Origin of the sequence: Persicirhabdus sediminis, from assembly GCF_016595495.1 — a bacterium.
Taxonomy (GTDB): Bacteria; Verrucomicrobiota; Verrucomicrobiia; order Verrucomicrobiales; family Akkermansiaceae; genus Persicirhabdus; species Persicirhabdus sediminis.
Map to the genome: position 1 here is coordinate 387,187 of NZ_JAENIM010000039.1, position 16,379 is coordinate 403,565.

General features: G+C 49.8%; 17 protein-coding genes. 9 read left to right on the top strand and 8 right to left on the bottom strand.

Translation table 11 applies throughout. The annotated features are described in order from the left end of the window. Positions 1 to 38 precede the first annotated feature (38 nt). The 4 genes from JIN82_RS09085 to JIN82_RS09100 are packed head-to-tail and all read left to right on the top strand — an operon-like array spanning position 39 to position 4,129. Positions 39 to 620, top strand: a complete 582-nt coding sequence (locus tag JIN82_RS09085; RefSeq protein ID WP_200311311.1) for a gamma carbonic anhydrase family protein — start codon at positions 39 to 41, stop codon at positions 618 to 620. Continuing rightward, positions 613 to 1,074: a bifunctional nuclease family protein gene (locus tag JIN82_RS09090; RefSeq protein WP_200311312.1), complete on the top strand. Its 462-nt coding sequence runs from the start codon at positions 613 to 615 to the stop codon at positions 1,072 to 1,074. Before JIN82_RS09085 ends, JIN82_RS09090 begins: the two co-directional genes overlap by 8 nt. Before the next feature lie 20 nt (positions 1,075 to 1,094). Next, positions 1,095 to 1,385, top strand: coding sequence for an acylphosphatase (locus JIN82_RS09095; RefSeq protein ID WP_200311313.1), 291 nt, complete (start codon positions 1,095 to 1,097; stop codon positions 1,383 to 1,385). 8 nt (positions 1,386 to 1,393) lie between these two features. Then, positions 1,394 to 4,129 carry a helicase-related protein gene (locus JIN82_RS09100; protein ID WP_200311314.1) on the top strand — a complete coding sequence of 912 codons (2,736 nt, stop codon included), beginning with the start codon at positions 1,394 to 1,396 and terminating at the stop codon, positions 4,127 to 4,129. A 72-nt stretch (positions 4,130 to 4,201) separates the two neighbouring features. On the opposite strand, the gene JIN82_RS09105 is transcribed toward JIN82_RS09100, so the two are convergent. Beyond that, entirely contained in the window at positions 4,202 to 4,930 is a 729-nt protein-coding gene (locus JIN82_RS09105) for a phosphoribosylanthranilate isomerase (protein ID WP_200311315.1), read from the bottom strand. Between the two features lie 47 nt (positions 4,931 to 4,977). Here JIN82_RS09105 and JIN82_RS09110 point away from each other — a divergent pair, with 47 nt between their 5' ends. Beyond that, positions 4,978 to 5,463, top strand: a complete 486-nt coding sequence (locus tag JIN82_RS09110; protein ID WP_200311316.1) for a SixA phosphatase family protein — start codon at positions 4,978 to 4,980, stop codon at positions 5,461 to 5,463. Between the two features lie 240 nt (positions 5,464 to 5,703). On the opposite strand, the gene JIN82_RS09115 is transcribed toward JIN82_RS09110, so the two are convergent. Beyond that, on the bottom strand, positions 5,704 to 6,009 hold the full coding sequence (locus tag JIN82_RS09115; RefSeq protein ID WP_200311317.1) for a hypothetical protein: 306 nt from the start codon (positions 6,007 to 6,009) through the stop codon (positions 5,704 to 5,706). 159 nt (positions 6,010 to 6,168) lie between these two features. Here JIN82_RS09115 and cysK point away from each other — a divergent pair, with 159 nt between their 5' ends. Next, entirely contained in the window at positions 6,169 to 7,131 is a 963-nt protein-coding gene (gene cysK, locus JIN82_RS09120) for a cysteine synthase A (RefSeq protein WP_200311318.1), read from the top strand. A 228-nt stretch (positions 7,132 to 7,359) separates the two neighbouring features. On the opposite strand, the gene JIN82_RS09125 is transcribed toward cysK, so the two are convergent. From JIN82_RS09125 to JIN82_RS09140, 4 genes are all read right to left on the bottom strand, one after another. Continuing rightward, positions 7,360 to 8,928: a sulfatase-like hydrolase/transferase gene (locus JIN82_RS09125; protein WP_200311319.1), complete on the bottom strand. Its 1,569-nt coding sequence runs from the start codon at positions 8,926 to 8,928 to the stop codon at positions 7,360 to 7,362. A 308-nt stretch (positions 8,929 to 9,236) separates the two neighbouring features. Further along, complete coding sequence (gene infA, locus JIN82_RS09130) at positions 9,237 to 9,476, bottom strand: translation initiation factor IF-1 (RefSeq protein ID WP_200311320.1); 240 nt, start codon at positions 9,474 to 9,476, stop codon at positions 9,237 to 9,239. Between the two features lie 184 nt (positions 9,477 to 9,660). Then, positions 9,661 to 11,343 carry a glutamine--tRNA ligase/YqeY domain fusion protein gene (locus tag JIN82_RS09135; protein WP_200311321.1) on the bottom strand — a complete coding sequence of 561 codons (1,683 nt, stop codon included), beginning with the start codon at positions 11,341 to 11,343 and terminating at the stop codon, positions 9,661 to 9,663. A gap of 121 nt (positions 11,344 to 11,464) precedes the next feature. Then, entirely contained in the window at positions 11,465 to 12,199 is a 735-nt protein-coding gene (locus JIN82_RS09140) for an alpha/beta hydrolase (RefSeq protein ID WP_325099485.1), read from the bottom strand. 165 nt (positions 12,200 to 12,364) lie between these two features. On the opposite strand from JIN82_RS09140, the gene JIN82_RS09145 reads away from it, so the two are divergent. Both JIN82_RS09145 and JIN82_RS09150 read left to right on the top strand, forming a co-directional pair. Beyond that, a complete protein-coding gene (locus JIN82_RS09145) occupies positions 12,365 to 13,006 on the top strand; it encodes a heavy-metal-associated domain-containing protein (RefSeq protein WP_200311323.1) in 642 nt (213 codons plus the stop codon). Between the two features lie 27 nt (positions 13,007 to 13,033). Further along, positions 13,034 to 13,492: a deoxycytidylate deaminase gene (locus JIN82_RS09150; protein WP_200311324.1), complete on the top strand. Its 459-nt coding sequence runs from the start codon at positions 13,034 to 13,036 to the stop codon at positions 13,490 to 13,492. A gap of 79 nt (positions 13,493 to 13,571) precedes the next feature. Here the strand turns inward: JIN82_RS09150 and JIN82_RS09155 are convergent, their stop codons facing one another. Together JIN82_RS09155 and nadD are read right to left on the bottom strand one after the other, a co-directional pair. Beyond that, positions 13,572 to 14,345: a tetratricopeptide repeat protein gene (locus JIN82_RS09155; RefSeq protein ID WP_200311325.1), complete on the bottom strand. Its 774-nt coding sequence runs from the start codon at positions 14,343 to 14,345 to the stop codon at positions 13,572 to 13,574. Positions 14,346 to 14,407: 62 nt separating this feature from the next. Beyond that, positions 14,408 to 15,007, bottom strand: a complete 600-nt coding sequence (nadD, locus tag JIN82_RS09160) for a nicotinate (nicotinamide) nucleotide adenylyltransferase (RefSeq protein ID WP_200311326.1) — start codon at positions 15,005 to 15,007, stop codon at positions 14,408 to 14,410. A 30-nt stretch (positions 15,008 to 15,037) separates the two neighbouring features. Between nadD and chrA the strand changes: the two genes are divergently transcribed. After that, on the top strand, positions 15,038 to 16,207 hold the full coding sequence (chrA, locus tag JIN82_RS09165; RefSeq protein WP_200311327.1) for a chromate efflux transporter: 1,170 nt from the start codon (positions 15,038 to 15,040) through the stop codon (positions 16,205 to 16,207). Positions 16,208 to 16,379: the final 172 nt, after the last annotated feature.

A 16,379-nucleotide genomic window follows, 5' to 3' on the forward strand; every position in this document is an offset into this window, starting at 1 on the left:
TTCTGGCCAAATCCATATCACCCATCTAGCTTGCCTGTATGGCTATTGAGAGCTTTGACGGGATATGTCCGAATATACATTCGTCTGCCTATGTGGCGACCAGCGCCGATGTTATCGGTAAGGTTAAAATTGGTGAGCAGGCGAGTATTTGGTACAATGCAACGCTGCGTGGAGATATTAATGAAATCATCATTGGTAACTATTCTAACGTGCAGGATAATGCTGTTATTCATCTAGCAGATAACTACGGCTGCTATCTCGGCGAGTATGTCACTATTGGTCACAGCGCAGTCATTCACGCCTGCACCATTAAAGATGAAGTGCTTATTGGTATGGGTGCTTGTATCCTCGATGGCGCTGTCATTGGTGAGCGCTCTATTGTTGGAGCTAACTCACTCGTTACTAGTGGTACGGTGATTCCAGCGGGTTCCTTGGTGGTGGGATCGCCAGCTAAAGTGGTCCGCCAACTCACCGATGAGGAGCAGGGGAAAGTGCGTTATTGGGCGGAGAAATATGTGCGCCATACAAAAAAATATAAAGCGCGTCCTAACGACGGGCTTGTAAAAGGCGCTGAAGATGAGTTAACTACATTCGAACCTCAATCATTACCGCATGCATAAACCAGAAGATTTAGTCCAAGTTGAGCCCATTGCCTTGTTACCGACCCAGTCTGGTTGTGCGGTATTTTTGGGTGATGGCGATAAGGCCATTGTATTTTATATTGAGCCGTCGATAGGGGCTTCTATCAATGCGGTGATGGCAGATGTGGAGCCGCCGCGGCCACTCAGTCATGATTTGATCAACTCCATCTTAGATGGGTTTGGCGCCAAGATGTTATATGCGGTGATCGTCAAAGCTGAGCACGATGTCTTTTATGCGCGGCTGATCTTGCAGGCGGAAAATGAAGTGCAGCATAAGAAAATCGTCGAGCTAGATGCACGACCGAGCGATTGCATTGCGCTGGCTGTTCGTCAATCGGCTCCCATTTATTTTCTCAAAACTGTCTGGGAGACTCAGCGTGACATGTCCGATGTGCTAGAGGACCTGCGCAAGCAGGGGAATGATGAAGCCTAGAAAGTTTTAGATTAGATCTCATGGTGACTAAACAAATCATCATCGAAGGGCGCGTTCAGGGTGTTGGGTTTCGTTATACCACGCGCCAGCTAGCTGGAAAATTTGCGCTGTCTGGCTGGGTGAAAAATCTACCAGATGGCGATGTGGAGTTGGTGGTTGAGGGGGAACTCGTCGAGGTGGACGCTTTTCTGCGCAAGCTATTCCACGACTCGCGTCTAGCGGCTTATGTTACTGGCCGCCACGAGATGGATATTTCTCAGCTGTATGGCTGTGATGGATTCGAGATTGCTTATAGATCTCAGCGTGTCTAGCTAATGGCATGCAGCAGTCCGAGATAAAGTTAGGCCAACGATGGGTAAGTGAATCTGAGCCAGAGCTCGGCCTGGGGGTGATGCAGGCGGTTGAGTTTAATCGTGTAGAAATCTATTTTCCAGCGGTTGAGGAAAAGCGTATCTATGCGTTGAAATCAGCTCCTATCCAGAGAGTTACCTTTAAGGTGGGGGATAAGCTTGAGTTGTTGGACGGTTCTCAGCTGGATGTTGACGCCGTCCAGTTAGCTGATGGATTGCTGACCTATCAATGTGGTGAGCTTGCGGTGGTAGAGAGCGAGTTGGCGCATACGATAAGTTTTTCTAAACCAGATGCTCGCTTGTTGCTAGGCCAGGCTGATGACCCGCGAGATTTTGCGCTGCGCACGAGGGCGCTGCGTCACGACTACCAGCTCAGCCAATCACCACTGCGTGGTTTTGTTGGTGGCCGCATGGATTTGATTCCTCATCAGATGTATATTGCCTCAGAGGTGGCATCGCGTCTCAAGCCGCGGGTTTTGTTAGCCGATGAGGTGGGGTTGGGAAAAACCATCGAGGCAGGTTTGATCATGCACCGTCTGCATCTGACAGGCCGCGCGAGTCGCATATTAGTGATCGTGCCTGAGCCGCTAGTGAACCAATGGTTTGTGGAAATGTTACGTCGTTTCCAGCTGATGTTTGCTATTTTTGATGAAGAACGATGCCAGTCGATTGAGGCTAACGAAGATGGTGTGAATCCATTCATGGATAGTCAGTTAGTTCTATGCTCGCAGGATTTCTTGCTGCAGAATCCAGCTAGGGCTCAGCAGGTAATATCCGCTGGTTGGGATTTGTTAGCTGTGGACGAAGCGCATCACCTCGAATGGTCAGAAAACGAGTCTAGCGCAGCGTACGGCTATATCGAGCAGCTTGCTGGCTGCATTGACGCGGTATTATTGCTGACGGCAACACCACAGCAGCTAGGGCCTGAAGGTCACTTTGCTAGGCTGCGTTTGTTGGATCCAATTCGCTACCATTCATTAGAAAAGTTTGTCGAAGAAAACCTTCACTATCAAGAAGTAGCTCGCATCGTTGATGAGCTACAGTCAGCCAAGCCGCTAGCAGCTGCGGATGCTGCAATGATCGCATCTCGCTCGCCGCAGTTAGCTAAGCGGTGTGAGTTGGTGGCTAGTGGTGACGCAGCGAGTCGCGATTCTTTGATCGCCGACTTGCTAGATGCCTTTGGCACTGGGCGTGTTATGTTCCGCAATACAAGATCGGCACTGCAGGGATTTCCCGAGCGAAAAGCTCATTTACACGAACTTCCAGCTGGCGATGAATTTGCTAATAAGTTGGAATTTTTGCTCGATTGGTTGCGCCAAAATGACGATGAAAAATTGTTATTGATTTGTCGTACTCGCGAAATGGTGGGGCAGATCCAGCAGGCGGTGCAAGACTTACTGAATGTGAAGTGTGCGCAGTTCCATGAAGATATGACCTTGTTGCAGCGCGATCGCGCGGCGGTGTATTTTTCTGACCCAGAGGGTGCTCAGCTGATGATTTGCTCGGAGATTGGTAGTGAGGGGAGGAACTTCCAGTTTGCTCACCACTTGTTATTGTTTGATTTGCCGGCTGATCCTGAGCTGTTGGAGCAGCGCATTGGGCGACTCGATCGCATTGGTCAGACATCGACCATTAATATTCATGTGCCATTTCAGCTGGATCATTCGAGTGAGGTGTTAGCCAAGTGGTATCATCACGGGTTGGATAGTTTTGAGCACCATCAGCCAGCTGCGGTAGAGGTGTTTGCTCATAGCCGAGACCAGCTCGAGAGCTTGTTTGAGAATTTTGATCGCGGTCAGCTAGATGAGTTGCTTGTGCAAACTCGCCAACACTGCAAGGAAACCAGCGAGAAGATGGCCAACGGTCACGACCGTCTGTTGCAGATGAATTCTAGCAAGCCTGAGCGTGCCGCCGAGTTGATCGAGTCGATACGCGATGAGGATGAGCTGACGACCTTTGAGAATTTTATCATCTACTTGCTAGATCGACTTGGAGCCAAGGTGGAAGAGTTAGGTGATAGAGCCTATCTGATTAAACCTGGCCATGTCGTCGACGATCACATTGCTGGGATTCCGGATGAGGGGATTTGGGCGAGCTTTGACCGTACCGTGGCGCTGAGCCGTGAAGATATGGTATTTCTGACCAGGGATCACCCTTTGGTGCGCGGTGCGCTGGATAGCTTGTTGAGCGACCATCTTGGCAGCTCAAGTTTTGCTGTTTGGCGTCATCCATTGGAGAAGAAGATATTGCTGCAGGCGAACCTGCTGCTAGAGGCTCATGCGCCAGCGTCCATGCACCTTGATAGATTTCTTGCAGCGACGCCAATTTCTCTGTGCTGCGACCACCAGCTAGCTGAAGTTTTACCGGCGGATAGGCCGCCAGAAGCAGCGCTGCGCTCAGGTAATCATCGCCCATTGTTAGCGAAAGATGCACTGCGTCTGGACCTGCTGCCAAAGATGGTGGACAAGCTCCATCAGCTAGCTGAGCTGCAGTCGAAGAAGATCATCAAACAGGCTGAGAAATCAGCGCGTGCCGAGCTGGATCACGAGCTAGATCGTTTGCAGGCCTTGGCTGAAATCAATGATACGGTGAATCAGCGTGAGATTGATGAGCTGAAAAAACATCGCGACGAGGTGATGGTGGCGATTTCTAACGCCCGTGTGCGGATGGATTCAATCCGCCTGATCTGGAAGGCGCCAAAGTAGGTGGTATTAGTTTTCTAACTAGGCTCCAGCGGGGTGATTACCGCTGGAGCTTTTTTTGTGAAAATTCATCAGTTAGGCTTGTGCTGCTAGCATGGCAGCTTGGATGGCTTTCACCTTGTCCATGTCTTTGATGCCTGGTGAGATCTCGGCGCCAGAGGCGATGTCGATACATGCTGGGCGCACGGTGGCGACCGCTTCTTGGGCGTTGGCTGGTGTGATGCCGCCAGCTAACATGACTGGGATTTCGGCGTGTGATTGCATGAATGTGCGTGCGTGATTCCAGTCGAAAGTATGACCGGTGCCGCCGTAGACGCCAGGGGCGGGCGCATCTAGCAAGAGTGCGTTAGCGCCGTAGCTGGCGATATCGTTAAGTGAGTCGGCTGCGTTAACGCCAATGGCTTTGATGAATGGTAACTTGGCATCGATGAATGGCTGGCAGTAGGCAAGGTCTTCGTCGCCGTGGAATTGCACCATGTCTAGCAGCCCATCTTCGAGTAACTGTTTTGGTAGGCTCGGGTCGGCATTGACAAAAACACCAACGCGGACGATGCGGCCAGCGCTAGATTTTAGCCACTCGGTGGCGTCAGCTGGCGTGATGTAGCGTTTTGACTTTGGGTAAAAATTCACGCCGAGGGCATCGACGCCGCAGGCTATGAGTGCTTCAGCATCAGCGGTTGTGGTGACGCCGCAGATTTTTAATGCGCAGCTGGCTGGTGATAGAAAGTCGTTAAGCATGCCGCAATCAACCATGAAATGGCCTAGATTAAAGTAAAAACCAGTGGCGGTGGAGAATTTGGACATTCATCGTATGAATTTCTGCCAATCTGTAGTAGCGTATTGATTGATCTATGGACTTAATCATTATTCGACACGCAAAGGCTGAAGATAATCAAGGCGCTGATGGTGAACGGGCGCTCACTGATAAGGGGATTAGCCAAGGTGAGGCGGTTGGCGATTTGCTCATCCAGCTGGATCTCGAGCCCGATGTAGTATTAGCTAGCCCGCTGGTGCGCGCGCGACAGACTGCTGAGGCGATCTGTTCTCGCTGGGAGGCGGCGACGCCTATTATTGAACCCTGGCTGAGCTGTGGCATGCCGCCATCCGAGGCGAAGGTGGAGTTGCAGGCGTATAGTGCTTTTCAGACGGTGGCGATAGTTGGTCACGAGCCAGATCTGTCTTGTTTGGTTGAGCACATTCTCGGCATGCAAATTGGCTGCTGTGAGATGAAAAAGGCCAGTGTTTGTTATATTAAAGATGTGAAACTGAATGGTGGTGGCGGCGTTTTGGGTTTTCTTGTACCCGTGGCGGCTATGGCGAAAAAAGCGAGTGAGTAGCTAGAATGTCCAGCTGGAGATTTGATTCATGCCTTTGATGAATGATCTGCATGCTTGTGGCGCTGACAAGTTAGCGCGCTTGCGCTAAGTTCATCTCAATTGGCTGTGGATGGCCAATTTTGTGTTAAGAGTCTACCATACAAAGACGCCTGCCGCTGCACGCATGTTCTGTCCGAGTTTGTGCAGTGGTGGGTAAACACCAAGTTTTTGTTTGATGCCGACTGCGGGTTTCCAGCTGGCTTAGTCGATGAGTTCGTCGTCGGACGGCGCCTTGGGTAGCACGGTGAGCAGGAGAATGGGAAGTAGGATGATGCCGCCAATCATGGCGAGGTCGTCGGTATTTTCTGGTAGCTCAACGAGCTCGTTTTTGGCGATGAAATGGATGGTGAATTTGGCGATCTCAAATGCCGAAAATAGGAGGGCGACACCGGTGGCGTAGACCAGCAGCTTAACTTTGTGGCGGAAGCTGGCTGATTTTTTTTTCGCGAGCCGAACTAGTAAATGGCTAGCGATTAGCATCAGCACGGTGACGGAGATGATTTCCATAAACGTAACTATCAGTTTTTCAGCTGGTTTAGACAACTGAAATTAGGTATGAAGTGAGACAAGCGTGTTAATTAAGAGGCTATTTAGGTAAGTTACTTTGGATTATGCTTGCAGCTGGCTGGAAAATGCCGATTTTATGTGCATCCAAATTTTTAAATTATGAGTAAGGTAGCAACAACACTAGCAGATACCGTGGGGAATACTCCACTTGTGAAACTCAACTCTGTCGTCGAAGGTCTTGAGGCCGACGTTCTCGTGAAGGCAGAATTTTTTAACCCGCTGTTCAGCGTGAAAGATCGTATTGGTAAGGCCATGATCGAGGCTGCTGAAAAAGACGGCACGCTCAAGCCAGGTGGCACCATCGTTGAGCCAACATCAGGTAATACTGGTATCGCGCTGGCATTTGTAGCGCGTGCTAAAGGTTACAAGTGCATCTTGGTGATGCCTGAGACCATGTCACAAGAGCGCCGCGTGCTTTTGGCGATGCTTGGTGCTGAGATCGTACTGACTCCTGGTGCTAAGGGAATGGGTGGCGCGATTGCTAAAGCTAAGCAGCTGGTTGAAGAGCTAGGTGCTTTTGGTCCTAGCCAGTTTGATAACCCAGCAAACCCACAGATTCACCGTGAGACAACAGGTCCTGAGATCTGGGAAGCAACTGACGGCAAAGTAGACGCGTTTGTAGCCGGTGTAGGTACTGGTGGTACACTTACTGGTGTGGGTGAAGTTCTCAAGGCGAACAATCCTGAAGTTAAGATCGTAGCGGTTGAGCCAGCTGATAGCCCAGTGATTTCTGGTGGTAAGCCAGGTCCTCACAAGATTCAGGGTATTGGTGCAGGATTCATCCCAGGCAACCTCAATACTGAGATTGTTGACGAAGTGATCACTGTGACTAACGAAGATGCGTTTGCGACTTCTCAGCAGGTGAACCAGCAAGAAGGTATCCCAACTGGTATTTCTTCAGGTGCGAATATCTGGGCGGCTATCCAGCTGGCTAAGCGTCCTGAAATGAAAGGCAAAACGATTGTCACTATCGCAGCGAGTTCTACTGAGCGTTACCTCAGTACACCACTTGCTGAGTCAGTACGCGCTGAAGTCGCTAACCTGCCAGTTGCTGAGCTGTAATTTCCAGCTAGCTGAAAATTTTCCACCTCTCGTCCATCTTTGGGTGAGAGGTTTTTTTGTCTAGCTGGCTGACTAGAATGGGAAAATCTAGCTAGCCAGTGGGCAAAAATTTCCCCGACTAGAGCGAGGTGCGTGCTGGAGCCGTTTATGGCTCTGGCTGTAGGCATCTGGGAAATGCTCCAGTCGGGGAATTGAGTGATGTCAGCTGACTAATTTCGTGAGGGTTTATTATTTGTTATTCTTTTTGGCTTTGCCTTTTTCCTGCTTAGCTTTTTGCTGTTCGATGTATGCCTGCACTTTGTCTACACGCGCAGGTTTTGGGTAATCAGCTGGGTCGAGTCCCTCGGTGCTTGATACATATGTGGCAAGCTCTGCTGCTGTGGCTGGCGGTGACATTGCGTCGAGTTCGTCACAGTGCTTCTTGAGCATTTCAACGATTTCTGGGTACTGTGCTGAGATGTCGTTACTTTCTGTTGGGTCTTCGGCAATGTTGTAGAGTTCAGGTTCAAAGAAAAACCCGTTCTGTCTATCGGCAGGGTTTGGTCTATCGATAGGGTTGTTCTTTGGTGTGCCAGCTAGTTTTTTAGCGGCCCCGAGCATTCTGTCATTGCGTCGCCAGACGAGTTTCATGTCGCCTTTGCGGATGGCGTAGCCACGACCAGCGCGCCACATTAGAAGGCGGTCTTTTACTGGCTCGATCTCACCGCTGAGAGCTGGGAGCATATTGATGCCGTCAAATTCACGATCTGTAGGTAGCGTGATATTTGCAGCGGCTGCCATGGTTGGCAAAATATCCAAGCTGGAGACCACTTCTGGGTAATCGTCGCCGACAATTTTACCAGCTGGCCAGTGGATACCGAATGCCACGTGGTTGCCGCCATCTAGAATTTCGGCTTTGCCACCTGAGAATGGTCGATTGTTGATTTCTACACAGGCTGGATCGTTTTTGAGCACACCGCCGCCGCCATTGTCGTTGAGGAAAAAGACGATGGTATTGTCGCGTTCGCCAATGTCATCGAGGCACTTGAGGATGCGCCCTAGGTTTTGGTCGACGTTTTCCATCATGCCGACGTACTGGTGGATGCCGTAATCTTCCATGCCTTTAGGTGCTTCGATGGGGCCGTGCATGGCATTCGGGCACAGGTATAGGAAAAATGGCTGCTTTGGCGCTACCGATTTCATCCAGTCAATGCTGAGATCAACCATAAGGTCTGTCTTGTAGCGGGCGTCGCCATTTTCTTGTATGGGCCAGTCAGCTGGCTCTTCATTGATGAGAAGTTTTGATCTGCCGGTCTCTAGCATTTTTGCGGTAGGGTTGTGGCGGCCAACGGGGTAGACGTGGTAATCAAAACCGCGCTGCAGGGGGAGAAATTCTTTATTCTCACCGAGGTGCCATTTGCCGACGGCGGCACAGGTGTAACCAGCTGGCTTGAGAATGTCGGCGATGGTGAGTTCGTCTAGCGAGAGTCCATGTTTCAGGGCTAAGGCATTCTCGGTGCCGCCGCTGAGTGTCTCGTAGGCAAATCTAGCTTGAAAGCGACCAGTGATGAGGCCTGCGCGAGATGGGGCGCAAACGCCGTGGGTGACATACCCTTGCTTGCAGAAGCGACCTTCGGTGAAGAGCTTGTCGATATTGGGTGTCTTGATGACTTTGCTGCCTGTGTAGCCAGTGGCATTGTAGTGCACGTCGTCTAGTAAGATGACTACGAAGTTGGGCTTTTCAGGTTTTTCGGCAGCTATAAGAGTGGCTGCCGCGCAGCTAATAAGTAGCGCTGAGGCTAGTGATTTGATGTTCATGGTGTGCTAAGTATGTGTTTACTAGGTAGTAAAATACTTAGACTGAATAGCTTTACAATATGAAATTAATTTACCCCTGTGGAAGCGGGGTCTTGCAGCACGGTGTGTTGTGGGCCGGCTAGGTATCAATCGCGAGATTATTCGATTTAGCGTATTGGCTGGAATTTACCTCGGCTGAGCCTGATGTTGTCAGGGGATTTTTGTATATGTGATGCGTTGGCGGGCTAGGAGCTGCCTGGATCTGGGCACAAAAAAACGCAGCTTGTCTGGCTGCGTTTTTGATTTCTTAAATGAATCGATTTGAGGCGTTAGCCTACACGGAAGACGATGCGTGCTTTGGTGGTGTCATATGGAGACATCTCCATTTTTACACGGTCGCCAACCACGAGACGGATGAAACGCTTGCGCATTTTACCTGAAATGTGAGCCAAGACTTCGTGACCATTTTGCAGTTCCACTTTGAACATGGTGCCTGCCAGAACGCTCTTGATAACGCCTTCGATCTCAATGGCTGAATCTTCGCGATCATCATCACGACGCTTCTTCATTGGGCCACGGTTATTGCGTCTGCGGTTGCCGCCTGGTCTTCTGCCTCGGTTTGGTCTTTTTGGTTTTCCTGCTATGGCTCTGCTCCTTTGTTGTTTGCTGTCTACTTGGATAGTTTACCACAGATCCATGAAGACAGCGGAACGTTTCTTAATTCAGTGTAATTAGCAATACTAAAATGCGTCTTTATTTTTTCTTAGCCCAAGAATCTTTTAGTGAAACGGTAAGGTTAAAGACGAGTTTTTCAGCTGGTGTATGGTCCACGCGGTCAGTGCAGTAGTAGCCGAGGCGTTCGAACTGGCAGCTGGCTTCAGCTGGGAACTCGCCGAGTGATGGTTCTACTTTTGCAGTGCTGATGACTTTGAGTGAGTCGCCATTGATGGCGGCTTTGAACCCGTCTTCGTGGGCGTCTGGGTTTTCGTCGAGGAATAGGCGGTCGTACTGGCGTACTTCGGCGTCCAATCCGTGCTCAACGCTCACCCAGTGGATGGCTGCTTTGCACTTGATGCCTTCTGGTGCGTTTTTGCCTACTGTGTCTGGAATGTATTCACAGTGGATCTCAGAGACCTCACCAGTTGATTCACATTTCACCATGGCGTGGCAGGTGATGATGTATCCACCGCGCAGGCGTACTGAGCGGCCTGGTCCAAGTCGGAAGAATTTTTTCGGTGGGTCGATCATGAAATCATCACGTTCGATCCAGACTTCGCGGCCTAGGGTAACTTTGCGGGTGCCAGCTTCCTTGTCGTTAGGATTGTTTGGCAGCTCCATTTCTTCGCTGTGACCTTTTTCCCAGTTAGTGATGACTACTTTGAGTGGGTCGAGCACCGCCATGCGTCGTGGTGCGCTGGCATTGAGCTCGTTGCGCACCTCGTATTCGAGTAGGGCGACGTCGGTGATGCCATTGTATTTGGTCATGCCAATGCGCTGGCAGAACGAGCGGATAGATGCAGCTGGGTAGCCGCGTCGGCGAAGTCCGGAGAGAGTTGGTAGACGTGGGTCGTCCCAGCCGCTAACTAATCCATCTTCTACCAGCTCAAGCAGCTTGCGCTTGCTCATCACAGTGTAGTTGAGGTTGAGGCGGGCAAATTCAATCTGCCTTGGCTTCGATGGTGTTGGGCAATTTTCAACCACCCAGTCGTAGAGTGGGCGGTGGTTTTCAAATTCTAACGAACAGAGCGAGTGAGTGATGTGCTCGTGCGCATCTTCTAGCGGGTGAGCAAAATCGTACATCGGATAGATGCACCAGTCACCACCAGTATTGTGGTGTTCTGTGTGCAGCACGCGGTAGAGGATAGGGTCACGCATGTTCATGTTGGATGAACTCATGTCGATCTTAGCGCGCAGAACAGCTTCACCGTCAGCAAAATCACCAGCTTTCATTTTGGCAAAAAGCTCGAGGCTTTCTTCAGCTGGGCGATCGCGGAATGGTGAGTGGGTGCCTGGAGTTTGCACGTTGCCGCGGTTCTGGCGGATCTCGTCGCCAGTCTGTGTGTCTACGTATGCGAGACCATTTTTGATTAGATGCTGTGCGCACTCGTAGAAAAAGTCGAAGTAGTTACTCGCAAAGTAGAGGTTTTCACCCCAGTCAAAGCCTAACCAGCTGATGTCTTCTTTGATGCTATCAACGTAGCGAGCTTCTTCTTTTACCGGGTTGGTATCGTCGAATCGCAGGTGGCACTTGGCGTCTATCTGAGCGTATTCTTGAGCGAGCCCGAAGTTCAAACAAATTGCCTTAGCGTGGCCAATGTGGAGAAATCCATTTGGCTCAGGAGGAAAGCGCGTGATGATGCTTTCGTGTTTTTTGCTGGCGATGTCATCTTTGATGATCTCGCGGATAAAGTCGAGTTTGCCTTCTTTTTTGCTCATAAATACAGTCAATGGACGGGAATTTGTATGGCTGGAGATTTGAGAAATGCAATGATTTTCCAATGCAAGATGGCCATACATCTATGATTCTCCAGCTAGGGGCATTGGCTAGTGTCGGTCACTAGGCTGGCGGCGTCAAGCAATGACCTAATTTGAGGAAGTTAGCTGTCATCTGCATCACCTTTTCATCACATACAATGTAGGTGTGGTCGCAGGGGACCAAATGGTATTCTTTCAGCTGTGGTAATTTGCCTTCGCTAGTGCTGACAATGCCATCGTTGTCGCCATCCATTAGTTTCTGAAAAATGGGAATGAGGGCAACATCTCCCATGATCGCAGCTTGCTCGACGCTTGAGTCTAACTCTGGGATTGGGTAACGCGACGGTGTATTGGCCAGCACCTGTTTGGCTGGACCAAATACATAGTCGGTCAATTTATAGCGCTCCATTTCCGTCATGATGGTGCTGCCATTGTGTGGCGGCGCCAGATTGACCACTCGTCCAGTGATTGGCTGGATGCGTGCTAACTCCCTAACGACCATGCCGCCCATAGAGTGAGTGACAAAGTGAACGGTTTTGCACTGGCATTCGCGCTGAATCACCTCGCTGATATGTTCGGCAATGCGGCGGATATCCCAGCGGAATGATGGATAGGGGATATTGAGTACATGAAACCCAGCCTCTTGGTGGAGGAATTTCGCCATGGGTTCGAGCGCCCAACAGCTGCGCCATAGACCATGCAGAAGTACCACGCAATCACCCTCAGCTGGTCTAACTACAGGTGAGTCCCAGAGCATAGGTGGCCGTAAAACAGCAAGCTTACTTTTCTTAGCAGTATTTTTGGATGCCCGTGTCATTTCCTAATCATTAGATAAAAATATGAATAAACGTAAGTCAAAAGTCATGATTGATTGATAGAGAGTTAGCCATGTGGGCGCGCTGTCTATCTAGCTGGCTGGAATTTCCAATTGCATCCACCCGCTGATCACTGCTATCAAGTGTAGGAACCCAAGGGTCAAGATATGCAAATGAAGATTTCACCGTATTTCCAGCTAGCTGCTAGTCTATTTGTTTCAGTTAGTATTGCACATGCCGCACCGTGTCCTGCTGAGGGCGATTGTGAGGTGTGTAAGGCCGCCGATGAGAGCAGTGAGAGCTGCGCGGCTGATTGCCAAAACGAGCTGTGTGCTGCAGCTATCAAAGAAGCAAAGTTAGTCAAGCTAGCCTATCTCGTCGATGGTATGAAATGTGAGTCTTGTTCAGCCGTGATTAGCAAGTCGCTAGAGAAGCTAGAGGGAGTGACTATTATTGACCTGTCTCCTTACAATAAGCTTGTTAGCGTGAAATTCGATCCAGAGCTGAGCTCTGCAGAAGCTGTCGCCAAGGCGATTGATGATGCCAAGTTCGACATTGTTGGTGAGCGAGTGACCCTTGCCGTTGATGGTATGAGCTGTGGTAGCTGTGAGAAAAAGATTTCTACTGAGATTGCTAAATCCAAGGAGATGAAGCTCATCAGCGTGAGTGCTGATAAGGGTTTGTTAGTTGTCGATGTGCGTCCAGCTGAGCTCGAGCTTGAAGAAGGTGAAGAGGCCGCTGAGCCAGTGGTACCAGCTGATATGGTTGCCAGCGCAGTTAAGTTAGCTGGTTTTAAAGTAGTTAAGTAGATTTCTTCTAACTAAAAATTATTCACCATGCCAAAGAAAAAGTCTGAGCGAATTAGTGTGCCACAGTACGCCATGGCACTAGCCCACGTAGCCAGCCTGCGATCTGAAGATCCCTATCGCAAAGTTGGGGCAGCGGCATTGGATTATGATAACCGTGTGATTGGCACGGCTTATAATGGTCTGGCTCCCGGCTATGATCCACCGGAAGAATTCTGGGATGATAGAGAGCGTCGGCAAAAATTCATGCTGCACGCCGAGGTCAACCTGTGCAGTTTGTTTCGCCGCGGTGAAGCGCGCATCGTCGCCACTACCACAATGCCATGCACTGCCTGCATGCAGACTTTATGCGCTTATGGTGTGAAGGAGATTTATTACAAAGAAATCTATGCGGCCTCTGATGCCCCCGAGATTGCCAAACTCTACGGCATCGTTATGGAGCAGGTGAAAGATTTTCCTGTTGACCTGTTGGGCGAAATGTCCAGCTAGGCCCAGCTTTCAGGGCCAAAAAATCGCCTATTGGAAATTAATCCAATAGGCGAGTGATAGAAATTATCTAGCTGGTAAATTATTCAGCAGTACGCGGTGCGGTAGGATCATTTTCGTCGTCGCCACCGTAGAAGCTCTTGACGTAGCCAAACTCGATGAGTGTGTCCTGCCAAGCTGCTAGCTGGCTTGGGTTGGTCCAAACAAAGCGTGCGTTGCGCAGCAGTTTTTCAGCTTCTAACTTTTCATCGTCGTGATAAGAGATGGCTGCCTTGGCGTAATAGATGAACGGGCTGTCGTCCATGAAATCGTATTTGTCAGCCACGGCACGAGCTTTATCTTCGTTGCCATTTTTCAGCTGGCTGAGCATAATTTTGAACTGAATCAAACGATACATTTGTAGGTTGTTTTCTTCAGAAACAAACTGCAAAAGATCGGTGAAACGCTTCTCAGCGTTATCCCAATCTTTTTTCACGAAAGACACTTCAGCGAGGTTGAATTTGACGTTTGCGTTGTTAGGATCGATGGCGAGAACGTCTGAAAAAATCTCCTCCGCTTTATCGAAATTGCGGATTTCCACGTAACACGCCCCCTTAATGTTGAGCAGCAGTGGGTGGCGATCAAAGATCTTTTCGGCTTCGCCGATTTTCTCGATGGCATCAAAGATACGCTTGTCGTTGAACAAGTTCTGAATCTCGATGAGGCGCTGGCCGTAGTCTTCGCGAACTTCCAATGGGAGGTTAGAAAATGCTGCGGCTGGGGAAATTTCCTGATTAGCAGCCTCTTTGAGCTGGGCCATTGCTGGCGTAGCGACGAGACCGATAAGCAGGGCTGTAGAAATGGATTTGAGATTCATGGATGTATGATGAACTGTGCTGATTTTGATGATTCATAGCAAAGCGGAAAAAATCATCTTCGTCAACTCACAGTCGCGTAGAGTTTTCTATCAGTAATGTATGATTGAACATTTTCAGCTAGCCAGTTGGCTGGCTGGCCAGTTGCTAGCTGGTGGCGAATCTCAGTGGATGAGGCTGGGTGGTCACCGTGGATGGGTGTGCATTCTAGTCCTGCACGGTTTTGCGCACGATCACCACGTGAGTAGACAATGAAATCTAGCAGGCTTGCTAGATAGTCGTAGCGGTTCCAGCGCTCGAGCGCGTGCCATTGGTCGGTGCCCATCAGCCAGTAATAGTCGTGATGATCGCCGTACTTCTTTTTTATCTCTTCTACGGTGCGCCACGAATAGGATGGCGACTCAATGGTGAATTCAAGGTCTTCGACGATGGCCCAGTCGAGACCTTGGGTCGCTCGTTGGCACATTGCGAGTCTATCAACATCACTGGCTGCGGGCCCAGTAGATTTGTGTGGCGATTGGCGGCAGGGGAGAAAAATAACATGATCTAATGAGCACTCGTCTACAGCAGCTTGAGCAATCTGCAGGTGCCCCTGATGGATGGGGTCAAAGGTGCCGCCAAAGAGACAAATTGACTTTTTTGTCAGAAATTTTTCGTTCTTCATGTTCGTAATATATGCCATAGATTCCCGCTGATGAAACCTGCTTCTCCCATAGAATGTTTTTGTGTTGCCCTAAAGCTTGGTTGTACCTCGTTTGGTGGGCCCGTCGCCCATCTTGGCTATTTCCACGAAGAGTATGTGGTGCGCCGGCAATGGTTGACGGAGGAAAGGTATGCAGAAATCCTCGCTGTGTGCCAGTTTTTACCCGGTCCAGCTAGTAGTCAGTTAGGAGCTGCCATTGCTTATGAGCGCGCTGGCTGGCTGGGCGGATTTGCCTCGTGGTTAGGTTTTACTTTGCCCTCTGTAATTTTGATGATCGCATTTGCTATGGGGCTTTCTAGCGCCTCACACCTTACCGATGCTGGTTGGGTGCATGGCTTGAAGCTGGCAGCTATTGCTTGTGTTAGTTTGGCTGTGGTGGACATGAGAAAAAAACTCTGCCCTAAGTTCATTCATATGGTTTTGGCTCTATCAGCGATGCTGCTGTTGTATCTGTTGCCAATGACATGGATGCAGCCAGTGGTTATTGTTATTGGCGCAATCATGGGCATGGTCCTATTTAATAAAGAGTCGTCCGCTGATAGTAAGAGTGATCGCAAGAAAACCGCATGGGGGAAAATCTCTCTAGCTGGCGTGGCTTTAATGGCCTGCTTGGCCGCTCCAGCTGTTTTGCCGGGGAAAGATGGTGAGGTGCTCGGTGGAATCTTACAGGCTGGGTCGTTAGTATTTGGCGGCGGTCATGTGGTATTGCCGATGTTGGAGTCTGCTGCTGTAGAATCTGCCGCGATGCCATTAGATCAATTCCTCGCTGGTTACGGAGCTGCTCAAGCGCTTCCCGGACCATTGTTTGCATTCCCATCATTTATCGGCGCTTCCATTCCACTGTATTCAAATCCCATCTTAGGTGGTGTGTTGGCTACTTTGGCGATCTTTTTGCCAGGCATGATTATCCTTTCCGCAGGCTTGCCACTTTGGGATCGAATTAAGCTGTTTTCACGTGCCGCTGGCGCGGTTCAGGGGGCTAATGCGACCGTTGTGGGATTGCTTGGATTTGCCCTGCTCGGCATGTTTTTGGCTGGCTCAGTGAGAGGATTGTTCGACCTATTTGTGCTGGTTGGATTGTTTTTTGTACTGCGTTTGAAGCTGGTCCCAGTGTGGGCTACTGTGCTGTTAGCTGCAGTAATTGGCCAATTTGCCATGTAGTGGACTTAAATCGGTAAGCTAATTCGTTAGCTTTCTCGATTATCTATACAATTTAGTTGCTCGGTTTAGTAGTTGTGATTTTAGTTTTTGTTAACTATTGATCGTTAGTTTCTAGCGGTATTTTTCGTTTAAAACACTGGGCTGTTACTGAACAAATGTTCAGCAGTGTCGT